Origin of the sequence: Streptomyces sp. MBT65 (assembly GCF_016612545.1) — a bacterium.
Classification (GTDB): domain Bacteria; phylum Actinomycetota; class Actinomycetes; order Streptomycetales; family Streptomycetaceae; genus Streptomyces.
Genome location: NZ_JAENRY010000160.1, coordinates 21,867 through 39,282 on the forward strand (window position 1 = coordinate 21,867; position 17,416 = coordinate 39,282).

Annotated in this window: 19 protein-coding genes; 15 read left to right on the plus strand and 4 right to left on the minus strand. The window is 70.0% G+C overall.

Features of this window, described 5'->3' with window-relative positions; translation table 11 throughout:
- Positions 1–3 precede the first annotated feature (3 nt).
- Complete coding sequence (locus JHN63_RS31115) at positions 4–891, plus strand: SDR family NAD(P)-dependent oxidoreductase (protein WP_267953824.1); 888 nt, start codon at positions 4–6, stop codon at positions 889–891.
- Here JHN63_RS31115 and JHN63_RS31120 read toward each other — a convergent pair.
- Positions 861–2,282: a cytosine permease gene (locus JHN63_RS31120; RefSeq protein ID WP_200686894.1), complete on the minus strand. Its 1,422-nt coding sequence runs from the start codon at positions 2,280–2,282 to the stop codon at positions 861–863. The two genes, JHN63_RS31115 and JHN63_RS31120, sit on opposite strands and share 31 nt — an antisense overlap.
- 117 nt (positions 2,283–2,399) lie before the next feature.
- A complete protein-coding gene (locus tag JHN63_RS31125) occupies positions 2,400–2,702 on the minus strand; it encodes a PLD nuclease N-terminal domain-containing protein (protein WP_200686896.1) in 303 nt (100 codons plus the stop codon).
- Positions 2,703–2,778: 76 nt separating this feature from the next.
- On the opposite strand from JHN63_RS31125, the gene JHN63_RS31130 reads away from it, so the two are divergent.
- Positions 2,779–4,230 carry a menaquinone biosynthesis decarboxylase gene (locus JHN63_RS31130; protein WP_200686898.1) on the plus strand — a complete coding sequence of 484 codons (1,452 nt, stop codon included), beginning with the start codon at positions 2,779–2,781 and terminating at the stop codon, positions 4,228–4,230.
- Positions 4,227–5,129, plus strand: a complete 903-nt coding sequence (gene mqnP, locus JHN63_RS31135) for a menaquinone biosynthesis prenyltransferase MqnP (RefSeq protein ID WP_200686900.1) — start codon at positions 4,227–4,229, stop codon at positions 5,127–5,129. Before JHN63_RS31130 ends, mqnP begins: the two co-directional genes overlap by 4 nt.
- 53 nt (positions 5,130–5,182) lie before the next feature.
- Here mqnP and JHN63_RS31140 read toward each other — a convergent pair whose 3' ends face one another.
- Entirely contained in the window at positions 5,183–5,794 is a 612-nt protein-coding gene (locus tag JHN63_RS31140) for a rhomboid family intramembrane serine protease (protein WP_200686902.1), read from the minus strand.
- Between the two features lie 153 nt (positions 5,795–5,947).
- Here JHN63_RS31140 and JHN63_RS31145 point away from each other — a divergent pair, with 153 nt between their 5' ends.
- The 6 genes from JHN63_RS31145 to JHN63_RS31170 all read left to right on the plus strand — a co-directional run bounded on the left by JHN63_RS31145 (position 5,948) and on the right by JHN63_RS31170 (position 9,922).
- Positions 5,948–6,586: a UbiX family flavin prenyltransferase gene (locus tag JHN63_RS31145; RefSeq protein WP_307782020.1), complete on the plus strand. Its 639-nt coding sequence runs from the start codon at positions 5,948–5,950 to the stop codon at positions 6,584–6,586.
- A 70-nt stretch (positions 6,587–6,656) separates the two neighbouring features.
- Complete coding sequence (locus JHN63_RS31150; RefSeq protein ID WP_200686906.1) at positions 6,657–7,112, plus strand: Lrp/AsnC family transcriptional regulator; 456 nt, start codon at positions 6,657–6,659, stop codon at positions 7,110–7,112.
- A gap of 41 nt (positions 7,113–7,153) precedes the next feature.
- Positions 7,154–8,317, plus strand: coding sequence for an aminofutalosine synthase MqnE (mqnE, locus tag JHN63_RS31155; protein WP_200686930.1), 1,164 nt, complete (start codon positions 7,154–7,156; stop codon positions 8,315–8,317).
- A gap of 15 nt (positions 8,318–8,332) precedes the next feature.
- Complete coding sequence (locus JHN63_RS31160; protein WP_200686908.1) at positions 8,333–8,857, plus strand: GNAT family N-acetyltransferase; 525 nt, start codon at positions 8,333–8,335, stop codon at positions 8,855–8,857.
- A gap of 75 nt (positions 8,858–8,932) precedes the next feature.
- Entirely contained in the window at positions 8,933–9,232 is a 300-nt protein-coding gene (locus JHN63_RS31165) for a DUF4229 domain-containing protein (protein WP_200686910.1), read from the plus strand.
- Between the two features lie 27 nt (positions 9,233–9,259).
- The gene (locus JHN63_RS31170) at positions 9,260–9,922 is read left to right on the plus strand and encodes a TetR/AcrR family transcriptional regulator (protein ID WP_200686912.1); all 663 of its coding nucleotides are present in this window, start codon (positions 9,260–9,262) and stop codon (positions 9,920–9,922) included.
- Here JHN63_RS31170 and JHN63_RS31175 read toward each other — a convergent pair.
- The gene (locus JHN63_RS31175) at positions 9,917–10,807 is read right to left on the minus strand and encodes a MaoC/PaaZ C-terminal domain-containing protein (RefSeq protein WP_200686914.1); all 891 of its coding nucleotides are present in this window, start codon (positions 10,805–10,807) and stop codon (positions 9,917–9,919) included. The two genes, JHN63_RS31170 and JHN63_RS31175, sit on opposite strands and share 6 nt — an antisense overlap.
- Before the next feature lie 352 nt (positions 10,808–11,159).
- Here JHN63_RS31175 and JHN63_RS31180 point away from each other — a divergent pair, with 352 nt between their 5' ends.
- From JHN63_RS31180 to JHN63_RS31205, 6 genes are all read left to right on the plus strand, one after another.
- Positions 11,160–13,073: a long-chain fatty acid--CoA ligase gene (locus tag JHN63_RS31180; protein WP_200686916.1), complete on the plus strand. Its 1,914-nt coding sequence runs from the start codon at positions 11,160–11,162 to the stop codon at positions 13,071–13,073.
- Between the two features lie 43 nt (positions 13,074–13,116).
- Positions 13,117–13,653, plus strand: a complete 537-nt coding sequence (locus JHN63_RS31185; protein WP_200686918.1) for a DUF6817 domain-containing protein — start codon at positions 13,117–13,119, stop codon at positions 13,651–13,653.
- A 65-nt stretch (positions 13,654–13,718) separates the two neighbouring features.
- Positions 13,719–15,497: a 3-oxosteroid 1-dehydrogenase gene (kstD, locus tag JHN63_RS31190; RefSeq protein ID WP_200686920.1), complete on the plus strand. Its 1,779-nt coding sequence runs from the start codon at positions 13,719–13,721 to the stop codon at positions 15,495–15,497.
- Between the two features lie 221 nt (positions 15,498–15,718).
- Positions 15,719–16,207 carry an SAV_915 family protein gene (locus JHN63_RS31195; protein WP_307782021.1) on the plus strand — a complete coding sequence of 163 codons (489 nt, stop codon included), beginning with the start codon at positions 15,719–15,721 and terminating at the stop codon, positions 16,205–16,207.
- Entirely contained in the window at positions 16,207–16,509 is a 303-nt protein-coding gene (locus JHN63_RS31200; RefSeq protein ID WP_200686922.1) for a DUF6317 family protein, read from the plus strand. Before JHN63_RS31195 ends, JHN63_RS31200 begins: the two co-directional genes overlap by 1 nt.
- Positions 16,509–17,416, plus strand: a 908-nt coding sequence (locus tag JHN63_RS31205; protein WP_200686924.1) for a WXG100 family type VII secretion target, incomplete at its 3' end; no start/stop codon positions are given. The genes JHN63_RS31200 and JHN63_RS31205, both read left to right, overlap by 1 nt.

The window sequence follows — 17,416 nt, forward strand, 5'->3', positions numbered from 1 at the left end:
GTGCTGAACACGGGCCCGTCGTACCTCCAGGCAAGGAAGACCCTCATGACCTCTCCGAAGACGGTTCTGATCACCGGTACGTCCTCCGGCATCGGTCTGGCCACGGCCGTCGGCACCGCCCGGGCGGGCTGGACGACCGTCGCCACCATGCGCGACACCGGCAAGGCGGACGCCCTGCTCAAGGCCGCCGCCGAGGCGGGCGTCGCGAACCGCGTCCAGGTCAGGCGCCTGGACGTGACCGACACCGCCGGCCTCGCCGTCTGTCTGGACGAGGTCGTCGCCGAGCACGGCCGTCTCGACGCGTTGGTCAACAACGCCGGCGCGGCCCAGGTCGGCACCATCGAGCAGAGCAGCGTCGAGGACGTCCGCGCGGCCATGGAGGTCAACTTCTTCGGCGTGGTGGCGATGACCCGGGCCGCCCTGCCGCACCTCCGCGCGTCGAAGGGCCGGGTGATCACCGTCAGCAGCGTCGGCGGCGCCGTCGGCCAGCCCTTCAACGAGGCGTACTGCGCGGCCAAGTTCGCCGTCGAGGGCTTCATGCAGTCCCTCGCGCCGGTCGCCGCGACCGTCGGCGTCGGCGTCACCGTGGTCGAACCCGGTGCGGTGGCAAGCGAGTTCGTCGCCAACCTCGGCCTGGACGTCCCGGCCCTGCTCGCCGCCGCCGGTCCCTACGGCCCGGCGCTCCAGGCCTACATCGCCCGCACCCAGCAGTCGTTCGGCAACGCCCAGAGCCCGGCCGAGGCGGCCGCCCCGATCGTCGACGCCCTGACCGCCGCCCACCCGCCCTTCCGCGTCCAGACCTCGCAGTGGGCCCGCGACTTCGTGGCCACCTCCCTCGCCGACCCCGACGGCTCCGCTGTTCAGACCCTCACCGGTGGCTGGGTGCGCTGACCCTTCGGCTTCAGTACCGACCGCAGCACCACATACAGCACCGCGCTCAGCACGAACCCCACGATCGGCGTGCTGTCGCCGAAGGACGGCCAGTGCTTCGGGACGTAGCCGTGGTAGTCCTCCTGGTTGGAGAAGAGGGGGACCGAGACCGCTACGCCGATCAACAGGGCTGCCAGGCCCGGCCAGTTGGTGAAGGTCGGGTCGGTCAGGCGAGGGGCCAGGTCTTCGGTGGGTGTGCGGGACTGGAACCAGCGTTCCACCAGGACCACGCCGAGCCACGGGGCCACCCAGTACGCGATGACGAGCAGGAACGCCTCGTACGCCGAACCCGCGTCGGACAGTGACGCCCACGCCGCCGCCGTACCGGCCACGCCCGACACCACCACCAGGACGCTGCGGTTGAGCCACGCGGGGAGCTTCAGGCCCAGCGCGGTGAGGGAGATCGCTCCGGAGTAGACGTTCAGGGCGTTCGCCGAGATCGCGCCCAGGATGATCGCGATCAGCACCAAGTCGGCGAGCCAGGACGGGAGATGGCCGGTGAAGGCCGCCGTGGGCGTTGCGTCCTTGGGCGCCAGCAATGTTGCCGAGGCCGCGCCCATCACTGCCACGAACGTCACCGACACGAACAGGCCGACCGCCGGGTACAGGACCGTCCTGAACTTGTTCGCCGTACGCGGGAGATAGCGCGCGTAGTCCGTGGCGTACGGGTTCCAGCCCGCCGCGTAGCCCCAGGCCGCGCTGAAGGCCAGGAGGAAGCCGCCGATGCCGCCGCCCGTGCCTCCTCCGCCCAGGTGCGCGTCCTTGAAGGTCCACACACCGGCCAGCAGGAAGATCACCGCCAGCGCCGGGAACGCGTACTTCTCGAAGGTGTGCACGAAGTTGTGGCCGATGAAGCCGATGAGGATCTCGGCCACGACCACGAGCAGCAGGGACGGGAGGGGGCGCAGTCCGGTGAGCGTGTTGAGCGCGAACGCCGCGCTCACGCTGTTCACCGCGAACCAACCGACGCCCGCCACAAGGCCGTTGGCCGCCGACGGGATGATGTTGCCGCGGAAGCCGAAGGAGAAGCGGCCGATCACCATCTGCGGGACGCCGAAGCGCGGGCCGTCCAGGGAGAGGTAGCCCTGCGTGATCGCGCCGAGGGCCGTGCCCAGGACGATCGCCGCGGTCGCCTGCCAGAAGCTCAGGCCGAAGAAGAGAACCGCGATCACGCCGATGTAGACGGTCGCGAACTCGATGTTCGGGGAGGCCCAGGTCCAGAGGAGCTGGAGCGGGCTGCCGTGCCGTTCGGCATCGGGGATGGGCTCGGCACCGGCCGTCTCTACGGCGATGACCTTGTCACCGTATTCGGGGGCGAGGGTGCCGGTCGGTTCGGCGGGAGCAGTCGTCATGCGAGGTAAGTGTCCGGTTCCTGCCGGTCCGGGCCCAGAGGCGCATTGTCCGCATCGGGGCGCCCGGCGGCGTACAACCTGCACGTATCCCTCGGGACCACGGCTCCTCCCGCGGGACTACTGCTCCGTCTTCGGGTCCGGCTTGGGGTCGTCCTTGTTCAGGGACTTCAGGAACTCGGGGTTGTCGTCCGGCGCGATCCACCGGCCCTGCGCGCCCTGCGCCCCGGCCGGCTCGCGCCGCGCCCTGCCCGCGATCAGCCAGGCGATCGGGCCCACCAGCACCTCGCCGAAGAGCAGGATGACGAACACCCACGCCAGCTTCGGCATGCCCCGTACGTCCTCCTCGGGCGTGTTCAGACAGTCCACGAAGGCGTAGATCCACAGAGCCAGTACCAGCAGGAACGGCAGATACCTGAGCATGGCGGCGAGATTCTCCTGAGTGGTGTGGCGGCCCCGGTGACGGGGTCAGGTTAGCGGGTGGCAGATACTTGGACACATGGCTTACGACGATCTTCGCTCCCTGCTCAGGGCACTGGAGCGCGAGGGAGACCTCAAGCGCATCAAGGCCGAGGTGGACCCCTATCTGGAGGTCGGGGAGATCGTCGACCGGGTCCAGAAGGCCGGTGGGCCCGCGCTTCTCTTCGAGAAGGTGAAGGGGTCCGCGATGCCCCTCGCCATGAACGTCTTCGGGACCGACCGGCGGCTGCTGAAGGCCCTCGGGCTGAAGTCGTACGGCGATATCTCCGACAAGATCGGCGGGTTGCTGCGGCCCGAGCTGCCGCAGGGGTTCGTGGGGGTGCGGGACGCCTTCGGGAAGCTGGGGTCGATGACCCACGTACCGCCGAAGAAGGTCAAGGACGCGCCCGTGCAGGAGGTCGTCCTCGAGGGGGACGATGTCGATCTCGACGCCCTGCCCGCTCTCTTCACCTGGCCTCAGGACGGTGGGTCCTTCTTCAACCTCGGGCTCACGCACACCAAGGACCCGGAGAGCGGTATCCGCAATCTCGGGCTCTATCGGCTCCAGCGGCACGACAAGCGCACCATCGGCATGCACTGGCAGATCCACAAGGACAGCCGGAACCACTACCAGGTCGCGGCGCGGCGCGGAGAGCGGCTGCCGGTCGCGATCGCCTTCGGGTGTCCGCCCGCCGTGACGTACGCCTCCACCGCGCCCCTTCCCGGTGACATCGACGAGTACCTGTTCGCCGGGTTCATCGCGGGCAAGCGGATCGAGATGGTCGACTGCAAGACCGTGCCGTTGCAGGTGCCGGCGCAGGCCGAGGTCGTCATCGAGGGGTGGCTGGAACCCGGCGAGATGCTGCCGGAGGGGCCGTTCGGGGACCACACCGGGTTCTACACCCCGCAGGAACCCTTCCCCGCGCTGACCATCGACTGCGTCACGATGCGGAAGCGGCCGTTGCTTCAGTCGATCGTCGTAGGGCGGCCTCCGACGGAGGACGGACCGCTGGGACGGGCGACCGAGCGGTTCTTCCTGCCGCTGCTGAAGATCATCGTGCCGGACATCGTGGACTACCACCTGCCCGAAGCGGGCGGATTCCACAACTGCGCGATCGTCTCCATCGACAAGAAGTACCCGAAGCACGCCCAGAAGGTGATGCACGCGGTCTGGGGTGCGCACATGATGTCCCTGACCAAGCTGATCGTGGTCGTCGACGCCGACTGCGACGTCCACGATCTGCACGAGGTCGCGTGGCGGGCGCTGGGCAACACGGACTACGCCCGGGACCTGTCGGTCGTGGAAGGACCCGTCGATCATCTCGACCATGCCTCCTACCAGCAGTTCTGGGGTGGCAAGGCGGGGATCGACGCGACGAGGAAGTGGCCCGAGGAGGGCTACACGCGGGACGGCGGCTGGCCGGAGATGGTGCTGTCCGACCCGGAGACGGCGGCGAAGGTCGACCGCCGGTGGAAGGAGTACGGCCTGTGAGCAGCGCGTCAGCCGCGATCCCGCAGCCGGGGCGCACCAAGGCGTTCCTACGCCTCGTCATGATCGAGCACTCCGTCTTCGCCCTGCCCTTCGCCTACATCGCCGCGCTGACCGCGATGTTCCGGCTGGACGGGAACATCCACTGGGGGCGGCTGCTGCTGGTCACCATCTGCATGGTGGGGCTGCGCACGTTCGCGATGGCGGTGAACCGGATCATCGACCGGGAGATCGACGCCCGTAACCCGCGCACCGCGCACCGCGAGCTGGTCACCGGTGCGATGACGGTCAAGCACGCGTGGACGGGCGCGCTCGTCGCGCTGGTCGTCTTCCTCGGCTCGGCCGCGCTCCTGAACCCCCTCTGCCTGGCCCTGGCCCCCATCGCGGTGATCCCGATGGTGGTCTATCCCTACGGCAAGCGGTTCACGAACTTCCCGCAGGCCATCCTCGGTCTCGCCCAGGCGATGGGGCCGATCGGCGGCTGGCTGGCGATCACCGGCGAGTGGTCCTGGGACGCGGTGATCCTCGGCCTCGCCGTCGGCATCTGGATCGGCGGTTTCGACCTGATCTACGCCTGCCAGGACATCGAGACCGACCGTGAGATCGGCGTCATGTCGGTCCCGGCGCGCTTCGGCATCCCGGCGTCCATCTGGGGCGCGCGGATCTGCCACGCGATCACGACCGCCCTCCTCGCCTGGTACGGAGCGGCCACCGGCGCGGGCGCGTTCTTCTGGTTCGGCCTGCTGATCGTCGCGGGCGCGTTCGTGTACGAGCACTCGATCGTCCGGCCGCATGATCTTTCGCGGCTGAACAGGGCGTTCTTCAGCGTCAACGGGTTCATCGGGATCGCGTTGTTCGTGTGCGCGCTGCTGGATCTGCTGGTGCGGGGGCTGACGGTCTGAGCGGGGGCTGAGCGCGGGGCGCGTCGCGCGCACGCCAGTCGGTGCGGGGCTCCTTACGCGCTCAGCGCGCCGCGCTGCTCAACGGGAGTGCGCCGCCGGAACACGAAGGTCGCCCCCACCCCCGCCACCAGCCCGATCAGATGCCCCTGCCAGCTGACCCCCGACTGGGTCGGGGCCAGGCCGAGCAGGATCGACGTGCCCCAGACCGCGCCGACGAGCAGGCCGACAGCGATGCCGAGCGGGCGGCGTTCGACGAAGCCGGTGATCAGGAGGAAGCCGAAGAGGCCGAAGATCAAGCCCGACGCACCCGCCGTGTTGGTGTGGGCCGGGGATATCAGCCACACGCCCAGACCGTCCGCGACGATGATCAGCGCGCTGACGGCCACGAAGCGGCGGATACCGCCCAGCGCCGCCAGGAAACCGAACACCAGCAGCGGGACGCTGTTCGCGGCGACATGCGCGAAGCCGAAATGGATGAACGCGGCCGGGATGATGTCGATCAGCTCGGACGGCACGCGCGGGACGATTCCGAAGCTGTCGAGGGCATGGCCGCTCACCACGTCCACCACTTCGAGCAGCCACAACAGCCCGACCCAGCCCACCATCAGCTTGGCCGCGGCCTTCGCACGGTCGCCCTGCGACCACTCCGACTCCGTACCGGACATGGCACCCCCCACGGTCCACTCGCGGTCCACTCGTCCCCACAGAAGAACGCCCCGGCACCCTTGCCCGGTTCCCGCCCCGCGACGCCAGCTAGGCTCGGTGTCGTGAACCCAGTCAAGCCAGGAGAGACGCGGCGTACGCCTTGGATCGTAGGGGTGTCCGGCGCTTCCGGCACCCCATACGCGGCTGCCGTGCTGCGCGCGCTCCTCGACGCCGGCGAGAGCGTCGACCTCGTGGTGTCCCGCGCGTCCCGGCTCACGCTCCTGGACGAGACGGGGATCTCGTTCCGGGACGCCCACTGGCAGGACGACCTGCGCGAATGGCTGGCCCGCGGCGCCGACGGCAAGCCCGGCACCTTCCATCCCGCCCTCGACACCGACGCCGTACGGCACTGGAGCGCGGGCGACCTCGCGGCGGGCCCGTCCTCGGGGTCGTACCCCTCGAAGGGAATGATCGTCGTGCCCGCGTCGACCGCGTGTGTCGCGGGGGTCGCCCTCGGGCTGAGCAAGGACCTGTTGCAGCGGGCGGCGAGCGTGACCCTCAAGGAGCGCCGGCCCCTGGTGGTCGCCGTACGCGAGACGCCGTTGAACGGGCAGACGCTGCGGCACCTCGTGACCCTGGACGACCTGGGTGCCGCCGTGGTGCCGGCCTCACCCGGGTTCTACGCCGGAGCCACCCACATCCAGGACCTGGTGGACTTCGTCGCCGGGCGGGTCCTGGACTCGGCGGGCGTCGCGCACGGTCTGTACCGGCGGTGGACGGGCGACCTCGGGGGCTCCCGCACCGTCAACTGACGTACGGCATCGGCACATTCAGCTTCATCGGCACATTCGTCATCGTCATCACCGGAAGGCAATCGATCGCATGGACGCGGTGGACAGGCAGCTCATCCAGGCCCTGAGAGAGAACGGCCGGGCCTCCTACGCGGAGCTGGGGCGCCTCGTCGGCCTGTCGGGACCCAGTGTCACCGACCGCATCAACCGGCTGGAGGCGGCCGGTGTCATCACCGGCTACCGCGCGACCGTCGACTCGGCCTCCCTCGGCCTCGGCGTCATCGCCCTGATCGGCATCTCGCTCTCCGACGCCGCCGACCACGAGGACGTGGCGCGCCGGATGAAGGACCTCAGCGAGATCGAGGACTGCTGGTTCATCGCGGGCGAGGACTCGTTCATGCTCAAGGTGCGGGCACCGGACGTGGACGGGCTGGAGAAGACCATCCGGCGGCTGTCCGGGACCAAGGGCGTCTCCCGTACCCGTACGACCATCGTGCTCTCCACGAAGTGGGAGAACCGGGTCGGAGAGCTGCCCGAAGAGTCGTAGGCGTACGGTTGACCGAGTCTGTCTTAGGAAGAGGTATGGGCATGGATGTCGGGCTCAAGCGCGAGCTGGAGCAGAAGGTCCGCTCCGGTGAGCGGCTGTCCCGCGAGGACGGCGTCGCGCTGTACGAGTCGGACGACCTGGCCTGGCTGGGCGGGCTGGCGCACGAGGTGCGGACGCGGAAGAACGGCGATGTCGTCCACTTCAACGTCAACCGCCACCTCAACATGACCAACGTGTGCACCGCGTCCTGCGCGTACTGCTCGTTCCAGCGCAAGCCGGGCGAGAAGGATGCATACACGATGCGCATCGAGGAGGCCGTCCGCCTCGCGAAGACGATGGAGGGCGAGAACCTCACCGAGCTGCACATCGTCAACGGCCTCCACCCGAACCTCCCGTGGCGCTACTACCCGCGCTCCCTGAGCGAGCTGAAGAAGGCCCTCCCGAACGTCTCGCTGAAGGCCTTCACGGCGACGGAGATCCATCACTTCGAGACCATCTCCGGGCTGAGTGCGAGTGAGATCCTCGACGAGTTGATCGACGCGGGCCTCGAATCCCTCACCGGCGGCGGCGCGGAGATCTTCGACTGGGAGGTCCGCCAGCACATCGTGGACCACCGCACGCACTGGGAGGACTGGTCGCGCATCCACCGGCTGGCGCACGAGAAGGGTCTGAAGACCCCGTGCACCATGCTCTACGGCCATATCGAGGAGCCGCGTCACCGCGTGGACCACGTGCTGCGGCTGCGTGAACTCCAGGACGAGACCGGCGGTTTCCAGGTCTTCATCCCGCTGCGCTATCAGCACGACTTCGTGGACATGAAGGACGGCAAGGTCCGCAACCGGCTCCAGGCGCGGACGCAGATGGCGACGGGTGCGGAGGCTCTCAAGACCTTCGCGGTCTCCCGGCTCCTGTTCGACAACGTCCCGCACGTCAAGGTCTTCTGGGTCATGCACGGCGTCCAGACCGCCCAACTCGCCCTCCAGCACGGCGCGGACGACATGGACGGCTCGGTCGTCGAGTACAAGATCACGCACGACGCCGACAACTACGGCACCCCGAACAAGCTCACCCGCGACGACCTCCTCGACCTGATCCGCGACGCCGGTTTCCAGCCGGTCGAGCGGAACACGCGCTACGAGATCATCCGCGAGTACGACGGCCCGGACCCGGCGCGGCGCGAGTCCCCGCAGCCGATGCGGGTGTGAACACGGTTTTCCGACATGACGCTGACTTTTGAACTGGACCCCGCGATATCCCCTGCCCTGCGCGAGGAGATCCTCACGCTGTGGGCGGACGTCTCGAACGCGGGCGGCTCGGTCGGGTTCGTCGCACCGGTGACGGTGGACGAGATACGGCCCGAGCTGGTGAAGCACTTCGTCGCGATGGCGGAGGGGCGGACCCGGCTGCTGGTCGGCCGGGACGAGACGGGCACGGTCGCCGCGACCGTGTTCCTCGCGTTCAACACCCACCGGCTGATGCTGCACTGGCTGTGGCTGTACACGGTGATGGTCCACCCCCGCCACCAGGGCAAGGGCTACGGGCGGGACCTGCTGGCCGCCGCCGAGACCGCCGCCCGCGGCCTCGACGGCGTCGAAGCCATCCGCCTCACCTGCCGGGGCGGGCACGGCCTTGAGCGGTTCTACGGCTCCTGCGGCTACAAGGAGGTCGGCCGGGTGCCCGGCGCGATCCGGGTGGCGCCGGGGGACGACCGGGACGACATCTTCATGCTGCTGCCACTGCTGTGACCCCCTTGCAAGATCCGTGCGGCACCGTGCTTCACTGATGGATGCCCTTGTCCCGAATCGGAAGAGTGGATTGAGATGTTCCGCTACACACTGTGGCGCCTCGGGGTCTTCGCGGGCTGCCTCGGAGTCGTCTGGGGCCTCGTCTACCTCGGCGTCTTCCCGCGCGGCTTCGGTGAGTCCAACGGCATGTGGATCGTGCTGCTGGCGCTGGTGATCTCGGCGCCGATCAGCTTCGTGGTGCTGCGCGGGGTGCGGGACCGGGCCTCCGTGCAGATCGTCGAGCGGGTCGACCGGATGAAGGCGAACCTGGACGCCAACCGCAGCCAGGAGGACGAGACGGCGGACGCCGTCGGTCCACAGGGTCAGACTTCCTGACGCCTGGGGCGAACTACCCTTGCCCCCATGGGTGCCCTGAAGACCAAGCGGATGCCGCGTGCGGTCCGTGAGCAGCAGATGCTCGACGCCGCCGTGCAGACCTTCGGGCAGCGCGGTTACATGGCCGCGTCGATGGACGAGATCGCCGAACTCGCGGGCGTGTCCAAGCCGTTGGTGTATCTCTACCTGAACTCGAAGGAAGACCTGTTCACCGCGTGCATCCGGCGTGAGGGCCAGGCGCTCACCGAGTCCGTACGGGCCGGCGTGGACACCGGGTCGGCGGCCGACCGGCAACTCTGGGACGGGCTGCGGGCGTTCTTCTCGCACACCGCGCAACACCCGGACGGCTGGGCCGTGTTGCACCTCCAGGCCCGCACCCACGGCGAGCCCTTCGCGGCCGAGGTGGCGGCGATGCGCGCCGAACTCGTCGCGTTCGTCACCCAGTTGATCGCGGTCGCCGCCCGCGAGGCCCACCGCGACCCCGACCTCGCCGACCGTGAGGTGTCCGGCCTGGCCGAGGCCCTGGTAGGCGCCGCCGAGTCCCTGGCGGCCTGGTCCAACGCGACCGAGGGCATCACCGCCAAGCAGGCGGCGGCCACCCTGATGAACTTCGCGTGGGCGGGTCTTGGCGGCCTGATGGAGGGCCGCCCCTGGACACCACCGGGCACGGCCGACGCCGAGCGCTCATGATGTGAGCGGCCGCACGACCCCGTCCACATGGACGCGCTCCCCGCTCCGAAGCTGGAAGCGGTCACCTTCCGCCGCGTACTCCACCACCCCGGGCAACAGCACCGGCGCCCTGAACTCCGCCCGCACATACGCCGATTCGGGCGTCCCGTGTGCCGCCAGGCAGCGTGCCACCGTCCACATGCCGTGCGCGATGGCCCGTGGGAAGCCGAAGAGGCGGGCGGTGAGCGGGTGGAGGTGGATGGGGTTGCGGTCGCCGGACGCGGCACCGTAGCGCCGGCCGACGTCCTCGCCGAGCCGCCACTCGGCGACGGCGGGCAACACGCCCCGCGCTTCCGGGACTTCGGGCGTCCGTGCGTCGGGGCGGTGGTGCCGGGCGAGGTAGGTGCTCCGCGACTCCCACACGAGCTTGCCCGCGCCCCCGGGCCCGATGTCACCCGTGGCCGCGCCCCCGCCGCCGACCCGCATCTCCGTCGCGACCGTCGCCTCCGTGCCCCGTCGGTGCGGGGCCAACTCGTCGACGTAGACCGTGAGTTCGTAGTTCCCCGTGGCCGGTGCCGCCGTGTGCCGGGTGATCTCCACCGAGGTGTGGACCAGGCCGAGCAGGGGGAGCGGGAAGGCCCGGCAGCTCATCAGGCGCATGGCGAGGGGGAAGCCGAGGACGTGCGGATAGGTGACGGGGAGGGCGTCGTCGCCGGTGGGGAAGCCGCAGACGCGTTCGTAGGCGGCCAGCTTGGCCAGGTTGACGCGGACGCCGGGCAGGACGAGGCGGGTGCGGGGGAACTCGGCGTCGGGGCGGGGCCGCTTGAAGGGAGAGAGGAGGGCGCCGCGGAGGAGGAGCGGGGTGAGCGCGGGGGTGTCGGTGAGGGGTGGATAGGGGTTGGCCATGTCCCACTCCCGGGTGGTGTCCTGGGCGGCTCTTTTCGGCTTACTTCGCAGTAAGGTTACCGCAGGTAAGGCCAAGTGGGACGAGCCGGACGACTCATGGCGGGTGCATGGGTGACGTTCAGGAGACGCAGGGCCGACGCAGAGCTGACAAAGCGTCGCGAACCCGCCGAGGTTGCACAGGCCCGGCCCGGTACCACCCCCGAAACCGCACGAACTCCCCACGAGAGCCCCGTACGATCTGCGACCTGACCCGAGGTAACACCCCGGCTGCGGGCCGGGATGAACACCTCGGTACGCGCCATGCGTACCTAATGCAGCAGAGCGGTACAAGCTGCACGCCACAGGAGCTGCCATGTCCCTCGCGTACCCGTCCAGTCACGACTACGACGGCGCGCCCGTACTCGTCGAGCCCGAGATCCGGCGGCTCGACGGAGTGGTGCGGGAGGTGTCCGTACCGCCGCTGGTGCCACCGGCGACGCACGGCTCGCTCGCCGACGTGCCGTTCGAGAACGCGGCGGTGGCCCCCGACCACCTGGTCCTCAGCAGGCAGGCGGAGGACGGGAGTTGGGTGGATGTGACGGCGGCCGAGTTCGCCGAGCAGGTGCAGGCCGTCGCCAAGGGGCTGATCGCGGAGGGGCTCGCGCCGGGCGACCGGATCGCGGTCATGGCACGGACGTCGTACGAGTGGACGCTCCTCGACTTCGCCGCGTGGGCCGCGGGCCTGGTCACCGTCCCGATCTACCCGACCTCCTCGATCTTCCAGATCCGCTGGATCCTCCAGGACACGGGCGCGGTGGCGATGGCCGCCGAGACGGTCGCGCAGGCGTCGTCGCTCGGCCCGGAAACGCCCCGGCTGCCCGACCTGCGCCACATGTGGGTCTTCGAGAAGGGGCACCTGGAGCGGCTGGCCGAGCTGGGCCGGACCGTCCCGGACCAGGAAGTCGCGGTACGGCGTGGGGTGTTGCTGCCCGACACGCTCGCCACCGTCATCTACACCTCGGGCACCACGGGCCGCCCCAAGGGCTGTGCGATCAGCCACGGCAACTTCCTCGCGGAGATCGACAACGCGATCGAACTCCTCTACCCCGTCTTCAAGGACAAGCCGAACGAGGAGCCCTCCACGCTCCTCTTCCTGCCCTACTCCCATGTGTTCGGCCGGATGGTCGCCATCGCGTGCGTCCGCGCCCGCGTCCGCCTCGGCCACGCCGCGAGCCTCAAGTCCGAGGACCTGCTGGCGGATCTGGCCAGCTTCCAGCCGACCTTCCTGCTGGCCATTCCGTACATGCTGGAGAAGGTCTTCAACAACGCGCGGGCGAAGGCGGAGAAGGGCGGCCGCGGCAAGGTCTTCGACCGCGCCACGAACGTAGCCTGCCGCTACGGCGAGGCGCAGGAGGCGGGCCAGTCCGGCAAGGGATCGGGCCCGAGCCGCCCGCTCAAGACCGCCCGCACCTTCTACGACCCGCTCGTCTACCGCAAGATCCGCAACGCCCTCGGTGGCAAGCTCCGTTACGTCATCTGCGGCGGCTCCCCGCTGGGCCGCCGGCTCGCCGCGTTCTACGCCGGTGCGGGCATCGAGATCTTCGAGGGCTACGGCCTGACCGAGACGACGGCGGCGGCCACCTGCACGCCCCCGCTCAAACCCCGTCTGGGCACGGTGGGTTGGCCGATGCCCGGCATCCGGGTGCGGATCGCGCAGGACGGCGAGATCCTCCTCCACGGCAACCAGGTCTTCCGGGGCTACTGGGACCCGCACGGCGACGGGGTGACCCCCGCGTCCCCCGACGGCTGGCTCGCCACCGGCGACATCGGCCGCCTCGACGACGAGGGCTACCTCACCATCACCGGCCGCAAGAAGGAGATCCTGATCACCGCGGGCGGCAAGAACGTGGCCCCGGCCCCGCTGGAGAACTGGCTCCGCTCCCACCCGCTGATCGCCCAGTGCATCGTCGTCGGCGACCGCCGCCCCTACATAGCCGCCCTCATCACCCTCGACCTCGACGGCATCACCCACTGGCGCCAGATGAACGGCAAGCACCCGGTACCGGCCGAACTCCTCGTCGATGACCTTGAGTTGAGAGAGGTCCTGCAACGCGCCGTCGACGACGCCAACAAACTGGTCTCCCGCCCCGAGTCCATCCGCCGCTTCAGCGTCCTCCCGGTCGACTTCACCGAGGCGGCCGGACATCTGACACCGTCGATGAAGCTCCGCCGGGAGGTCGTCATGCGGGACTTCGCGCGGGACATCGAGGAGTTGTACGCGCAGTAGCGTGGTGGCGGCCGACTCACGCCGACGGCAGGGGTGTTCTCACATGACCGAACGCACCGGGCAAGTGGTGGAGCTGCTGCGCCGGTTGGGCGCCGACACCGTCCCCCATCCCGGCGGCACGCTCCTCGCCCACCTGGAGCGGGTGCGCGCCCGGCTGTCCGGCTGGGGCGCCCGCCCCGCGCTCCAACTCGCGGGCCTGGGCCACGCGTTCTACGGCACCGACGGTTTTCCCACGGCCTTGCTGCCGCTCGACCGTCGCGCCGAGCTGCGGGCGGTGATCGGCCCCGAGGCGGAGGCGATCGTGTACTTCTACGCGAGCTGCGACCGCAAGGCCTCGTACCCGAACCTCGCGGACCACTTCCACGACCGCTTCACCGGAACAGGCCGGGTCCCCGAACCCGGCCTGTGCGAGGACTTCGCCGAGTTGACCGTCGCGAACGAACTGGACCTGGCCGCGCGGGACCCGGCCTTCCGCGCCGAGTGGGGTCCCGGACTCCTCGCCCTGTTCGCCCGTTTCCGGCCCCTGCTGAGCGAACCGGCGTGGCGCGACTGCCGGGCCGTACTACTGGACGCTACCTAGTCATTGACTTCACAAGACCCCCGCGCGACATTCCCAGCCCATTTCCTCGTCGGGCTGGAGCCACCATGACCCCGAGTACGGACGATCGCGCTCAACTTCCTGGTCGTAGACGTGTGTTGGCGGGTGGTGCGGTCGCCGCGCTCGGTGTGGTCGGTGGGGTGGGGCAGTCCGCCGCGCGGGCCGCCGACCTTCCGCTGCTCGGTACCTACGACGTCGTCGTGATCGGGGCGGGAGCGGCCGGCATGACGGCCGCGCTGACCGCCGCCAAGCAGGGGCTCAGCTGCGTGGTGGTGGAGAAGGCGCCGACGTTCGGGGGGTCGGCGGCCCGTTCGGGGGCCGGGATCTGGATCCCGAACAATCCCGTGATCCTCGCGGCCGGGGTGCCGGACACCCCGGCGAAGGCAGCCGCCTACCTCGCCGCCGTCGTCGGCACCGATGTGCCCGCCGACCGTCGCCAGTCGTTCCTCGCCCACGGGCCCGCCATGATCTCCTTCGTGATGGCGAACAGCCCGCTGCGGTTCCGCTGGATGGAGGGATACAGCGACTACTACCCGGAGTTGACGGGCGGGCTGCCCAACGGCCGCTCCATAGAGCCCGATCAGCTCGACGGGAACATCCTCGGCGCCGAACTCGCCCACCTCAACCCGCCGTACATGGCGGTCCCGAGCGGCATGGTCGTCTTCAGCGCCGACTACAAGTGGCTCGCCCTGTCCGCGGTGAGCGTCAAGGGCGCGGCCGTCGCCACCGAGTGTCTGGCCCGGGGGACCAAGGCCGCGCTGCTCGGGCAGAAGCCGCTCACCATGGGGCAGTCCCTCGCCGCCGGGCTGCGGGCCGGACTCCAGTCCGCGCAGGTGCCGGTGTGGCTCAACACCCCGCTCACGGACCTGTACTCGGAGAACGGCACGGTCACCGGGGCCGTCGTCACGAGCGGCGGGACCGCCGGGCTCGTGCGCGCCCGGCGCGGGGTCGTGGTCGGCTCCGGCGGCTTCGAGCACAACGCGGCCATGCGCGCCCAGTACCAGCGCCAGCCCATCGGCACGGACTGGACCGTCGGCGCGAAGGAGAACACCGGCGACGGCATCCGGGCGGGCCAACGGGCGGGCGCGGACCTGGCGTTGATGGACGACGCCTGGTGGGGACCCACCATCCCGCTGCCCGGCACACCGTACTTCTGCCTCGCCGAACGCACTCTCCCCGGCGGCCTGTTGATCAACCGGGCCGGTTCCCGCTTCGTCAACGAGGCCGCGCCGTACAGCGATGTCGTCCACATCATGTACGACCGCGACGGCACCGCCCCGGACATACCGGCCTGGCTGATCGTCGACCAGAACTACCGCAACCGGTACCTCTTCAAGGACGTCCTCCCGACGTTCACCTTCCCCGACGACTGGTACAGCTCGGGCGCGGCCTACAAGGCGTGGACGCTGGACGCCCTGGCCTCCTCCATCGGGGTCCCGGCGGCGGCCCTGCGCTCCACGGTCAGCCGCTTCAACTCCCTTGCGGCGAGCGGCAAGGACACCGACTTCGGGCGCGGCGACAGCGCGTACGACCACTACTACACGGACCCCTCGATCCTCCCCAACTCCTGCCTCGCCCCGCTCTGGCTGGCCCCGTACTACGCCTTCCGCATCGTCCCCGGCGACCTCGGCACCAAGGGCGGCATGCGGACGGACGCACGGGCGCGGGTGCTGCGGGCGGACGGTTCGGTGATCCCCGGTCTGTACGCGGCGGGGAACGCGAGTGCGGCGGTGATGGGGCACAGCTACGCGGGCGCGGGCTCGACGATCGGTCCGGCGATGACGTTCGGGTATGTGGCGGCGCTTGATCTGGCGGGGGCGCTGTAGCCGTCGTAGAGCCGCTGGTTCGGCCTGGTCATCTCCCGGTCAAGGGATGGCCAGGCCGGGGCCAAGCGGCCGTATGCATTGCGCATGCAACGGGCTCGGAGGGCTGACATAGCCGGATTTGGGACCTTCCTCGGTGGCTACTGTGATGGCGCGAACACGTCCACAGCGGCCACGACGACCTACGGGCGATCGCGGGCCATCACGGGGAAGAGGAGCCGGCGGTGGGGGAGCCGAACCGTTCACGCCTTCTTGACTACACACAGGGGCCGGCGGCGACGGGGGTGCCCGAGGCGCGCCGGTCGAGTCTGCTCGACTACGCGGAGGCGGCGCCGCCATCGCGTCCGGCAGCGGACGGGCGGCCCGGACCCCGGCCCGGTGTCCCGCCGTACGAGACGCCCGTCTTCGTGCCGGCGCATCCCCGGTACGTCGACGCGGTGGACGACGACGGGCGGGCGGTGCGGGTGCCGTTCGTCGTCTACGAGCTGTTCGAGCATCCGGCGCACCTGACCGCGGCCTACGCCTTCACCACGGTGGAGAAGCTGGTGGCCGCGTTCGGCGAGGCCCAGCCGTGGGTCGGTACCTCGATCGGGCCGCTGGCCGAGGCGCTGGGCGAGCGGGGCGCGACCGTCCTCCTCGACCCGAGGGTCGCCCCCGGGCGGCCCAACTGGCGGCGGGCCGATCTGGCCGCGTACGCACGGGAGGTGCGCTGATGTCGGCCGACTTCAAGGCGGTCCTGAGCGACCTCACGTCGATGGCCACGACCTTCCACGACCAGGCCACCGACTACCGCAAGCTGCGACCCCAGGTCTCCCCGCCCGTGGTGAGCGGCGGTGACCCCGGGCTCGACGACGCCATCAAGGAGGTCGCCCACCTCATCCTCGGCCTGCACATCGGCTTCGCCGACCGGCTGGACGACCACGGCGATAAGGTCGCGTACGCGCGGGACTCCTTCCACCGGCACGACGTCGACGTCCACGGGGTGTTCGAGGACCTGATGGTGGGGGAGGGCTGATGGGCGACAGCTGGGTCGGCGGCGACATCGGCGGGCTGCACACGATGGCCACGACGTACAAGAACGTGAAGGCCCAACTCGACGACGCCGTAAGGCCGGTGACCAACGCGGTCGAGACGCTCGTCGACGACGCGGGGTGGAAGGGCGACGCGGCGGAGGAGTTCCGCGCGCAGTGGAGCGAGGACGCGCTGACGGCCGGTGCCTTCGCCGGCCTCGTCTCCGAGGTCGGGGACATCCTCGGCACCCTCGCCGACGCGCTGTCCACGTGCGAGACGGCACTGCAGAACGCGGAGCACGTCGCCACGGGCAAGGGTGTGCCCATGGGTGACAAGGGCGTGATCCTCCCCATGGTCACGGCGAACCCACCCACCGCGGCCGACCAGAAGGCCATCTCCGCGATGACCGAGTACGACACGGTCCGCAAGGAGGTCCTGCACACCGCGCAGCACGCCCGGCTGGTCGCCGCGGACAACCTGCGTGGGCTGTACGCGCAGGTCACGGACCCGGTGTCGACCGGCGACAAGATCACCATCGCGGACGCGCTGCGCGGTCTCTACGCCTACGACGCGGAGGACGCGCGGGCCGGGGGCAAGGAGGCGCGCAGCCAGCTCGACGACGCGAAGGCCGCGGAGCGGACGGCGAAGCAGGAACTCCGCGCGGAACGCAAGGCGTACCAGAAGGCGGGCCGCTCACTCCCCAAGGACCTCCCCGCCAAGGGCGCCTACCGTGACGCGGTCATGCAGGTCGACTCCCTGGAGGAGGTCATCGCCCGCGCGGACGTCGGCAGCAGCAAGCTCCCCTACGACCGCCTCCTGAACGTCAAACTGGCCGACGCGGCGGACGCGTTGCGGCTCGGCAAGGGCCTTGAGGAACTCGGGGAGTGCCTCAAGGCCCTTGCCGAGCCGCA

Bases quoted from the DNA above. Each gene is read 5' to 3' on its own strand.
- JHN63_RS31160 (WP_200686908.1), top strand. From the start codon at position 8,333: ATGACGCTGACTTTTGAACTGGACCCCGCGATATCCCCTGCCCTGCGC.
- JHN63_RS31170 (WP_200686912.1), top strand. From the start codon at position 9,260: ATGGGTGCCCTGAAGACCAAGCGGATGCCGCGTGCGGTCCGTGAGCAG.
- JHN63_RS31130 (WP_200686898.1), top strand. From the start codon at position 2,779: ATGGCTTACGACGATCTTCGCTCCCTGCTCAGGGCACTGGAGCGCGAG.
- JHN63_RS31175 (WP_200686914.1), bottom strand. From the start codon at position 10,807: ATGGCCAACCCCTATCCACCCCTCACCGACACCCCCGCGCTCACCCCG.
- JHN63_RS31180 (WP_200686916.1), top strand. From the start codon at position 11,160: ATGTCCCTCGCGTACCCGTCCAGTCACGACTACGACGGCGCGCCCGTA.
- kstD (WP_200686920.1), top strand. From the start codon at position 13,719: ATGACCCCGAGTACGGACGATCGCGCTCAACTTCCTGGTCGTAGACGT.
- JHN63_RS31125 (WP_200686896.1), bottom strand. From the start codon at position 2,702: ATGCTCAGGTATCTGCCGTTCCTGCTGGTACTGGCTCTGTGGATCTAC.
- JHN63_RS31120 (WP_200686894.1), bottom strand. From the start codon at position 2,282: ATGACGACTGCTCCCGCCGAACCGACCGGCACCCTCGCCCCCGAATAC.
- JHN63_RS31165 (WP_200686910.1), top strand. From the start codon at position 8,933: ATGTTCCGCTACACACTGTGGCGCCTCGGGGTCTTCGCGGGCTGCCTC.
- JHN63_RS31200 (WP_200686922.1), top strand. From the start codon at position 16,207: ATGTCGGCCGACTTCAAGGCGGTCCTGAGCGACCTCACGTCGATGGCC.
- JHN63_RS31185 (WP_200686918.1), top strand. From the start codon at position 13,117: ATGACCGAACGCACCGGGCAAGTGGTGGAGCTGCTGCGCCGGTTGGGC.
- JHN63_RS31150 (WP_200686906.1), top strand. From the start codon at position 6,657: ATGGACGCGGTGGACAGGCAGCTCATCCAGGCCCTGAGAGAGAACGGC.
- mqnE (WP_200686930.1), top strand. From the start codon at position 7,154: ATGGATGTCGGGCTCAAGCGCGAGCTGGAGCAGAAGGTCCGCTCCGGT.
- JHN63_RS31140 (WP_200686902.1), bottom strand. From the start codon at position 5,794: ATGTCCGGTACGGAGTCGGAGTGGTCGCAGGGCGACCGTGCGAAGGCC.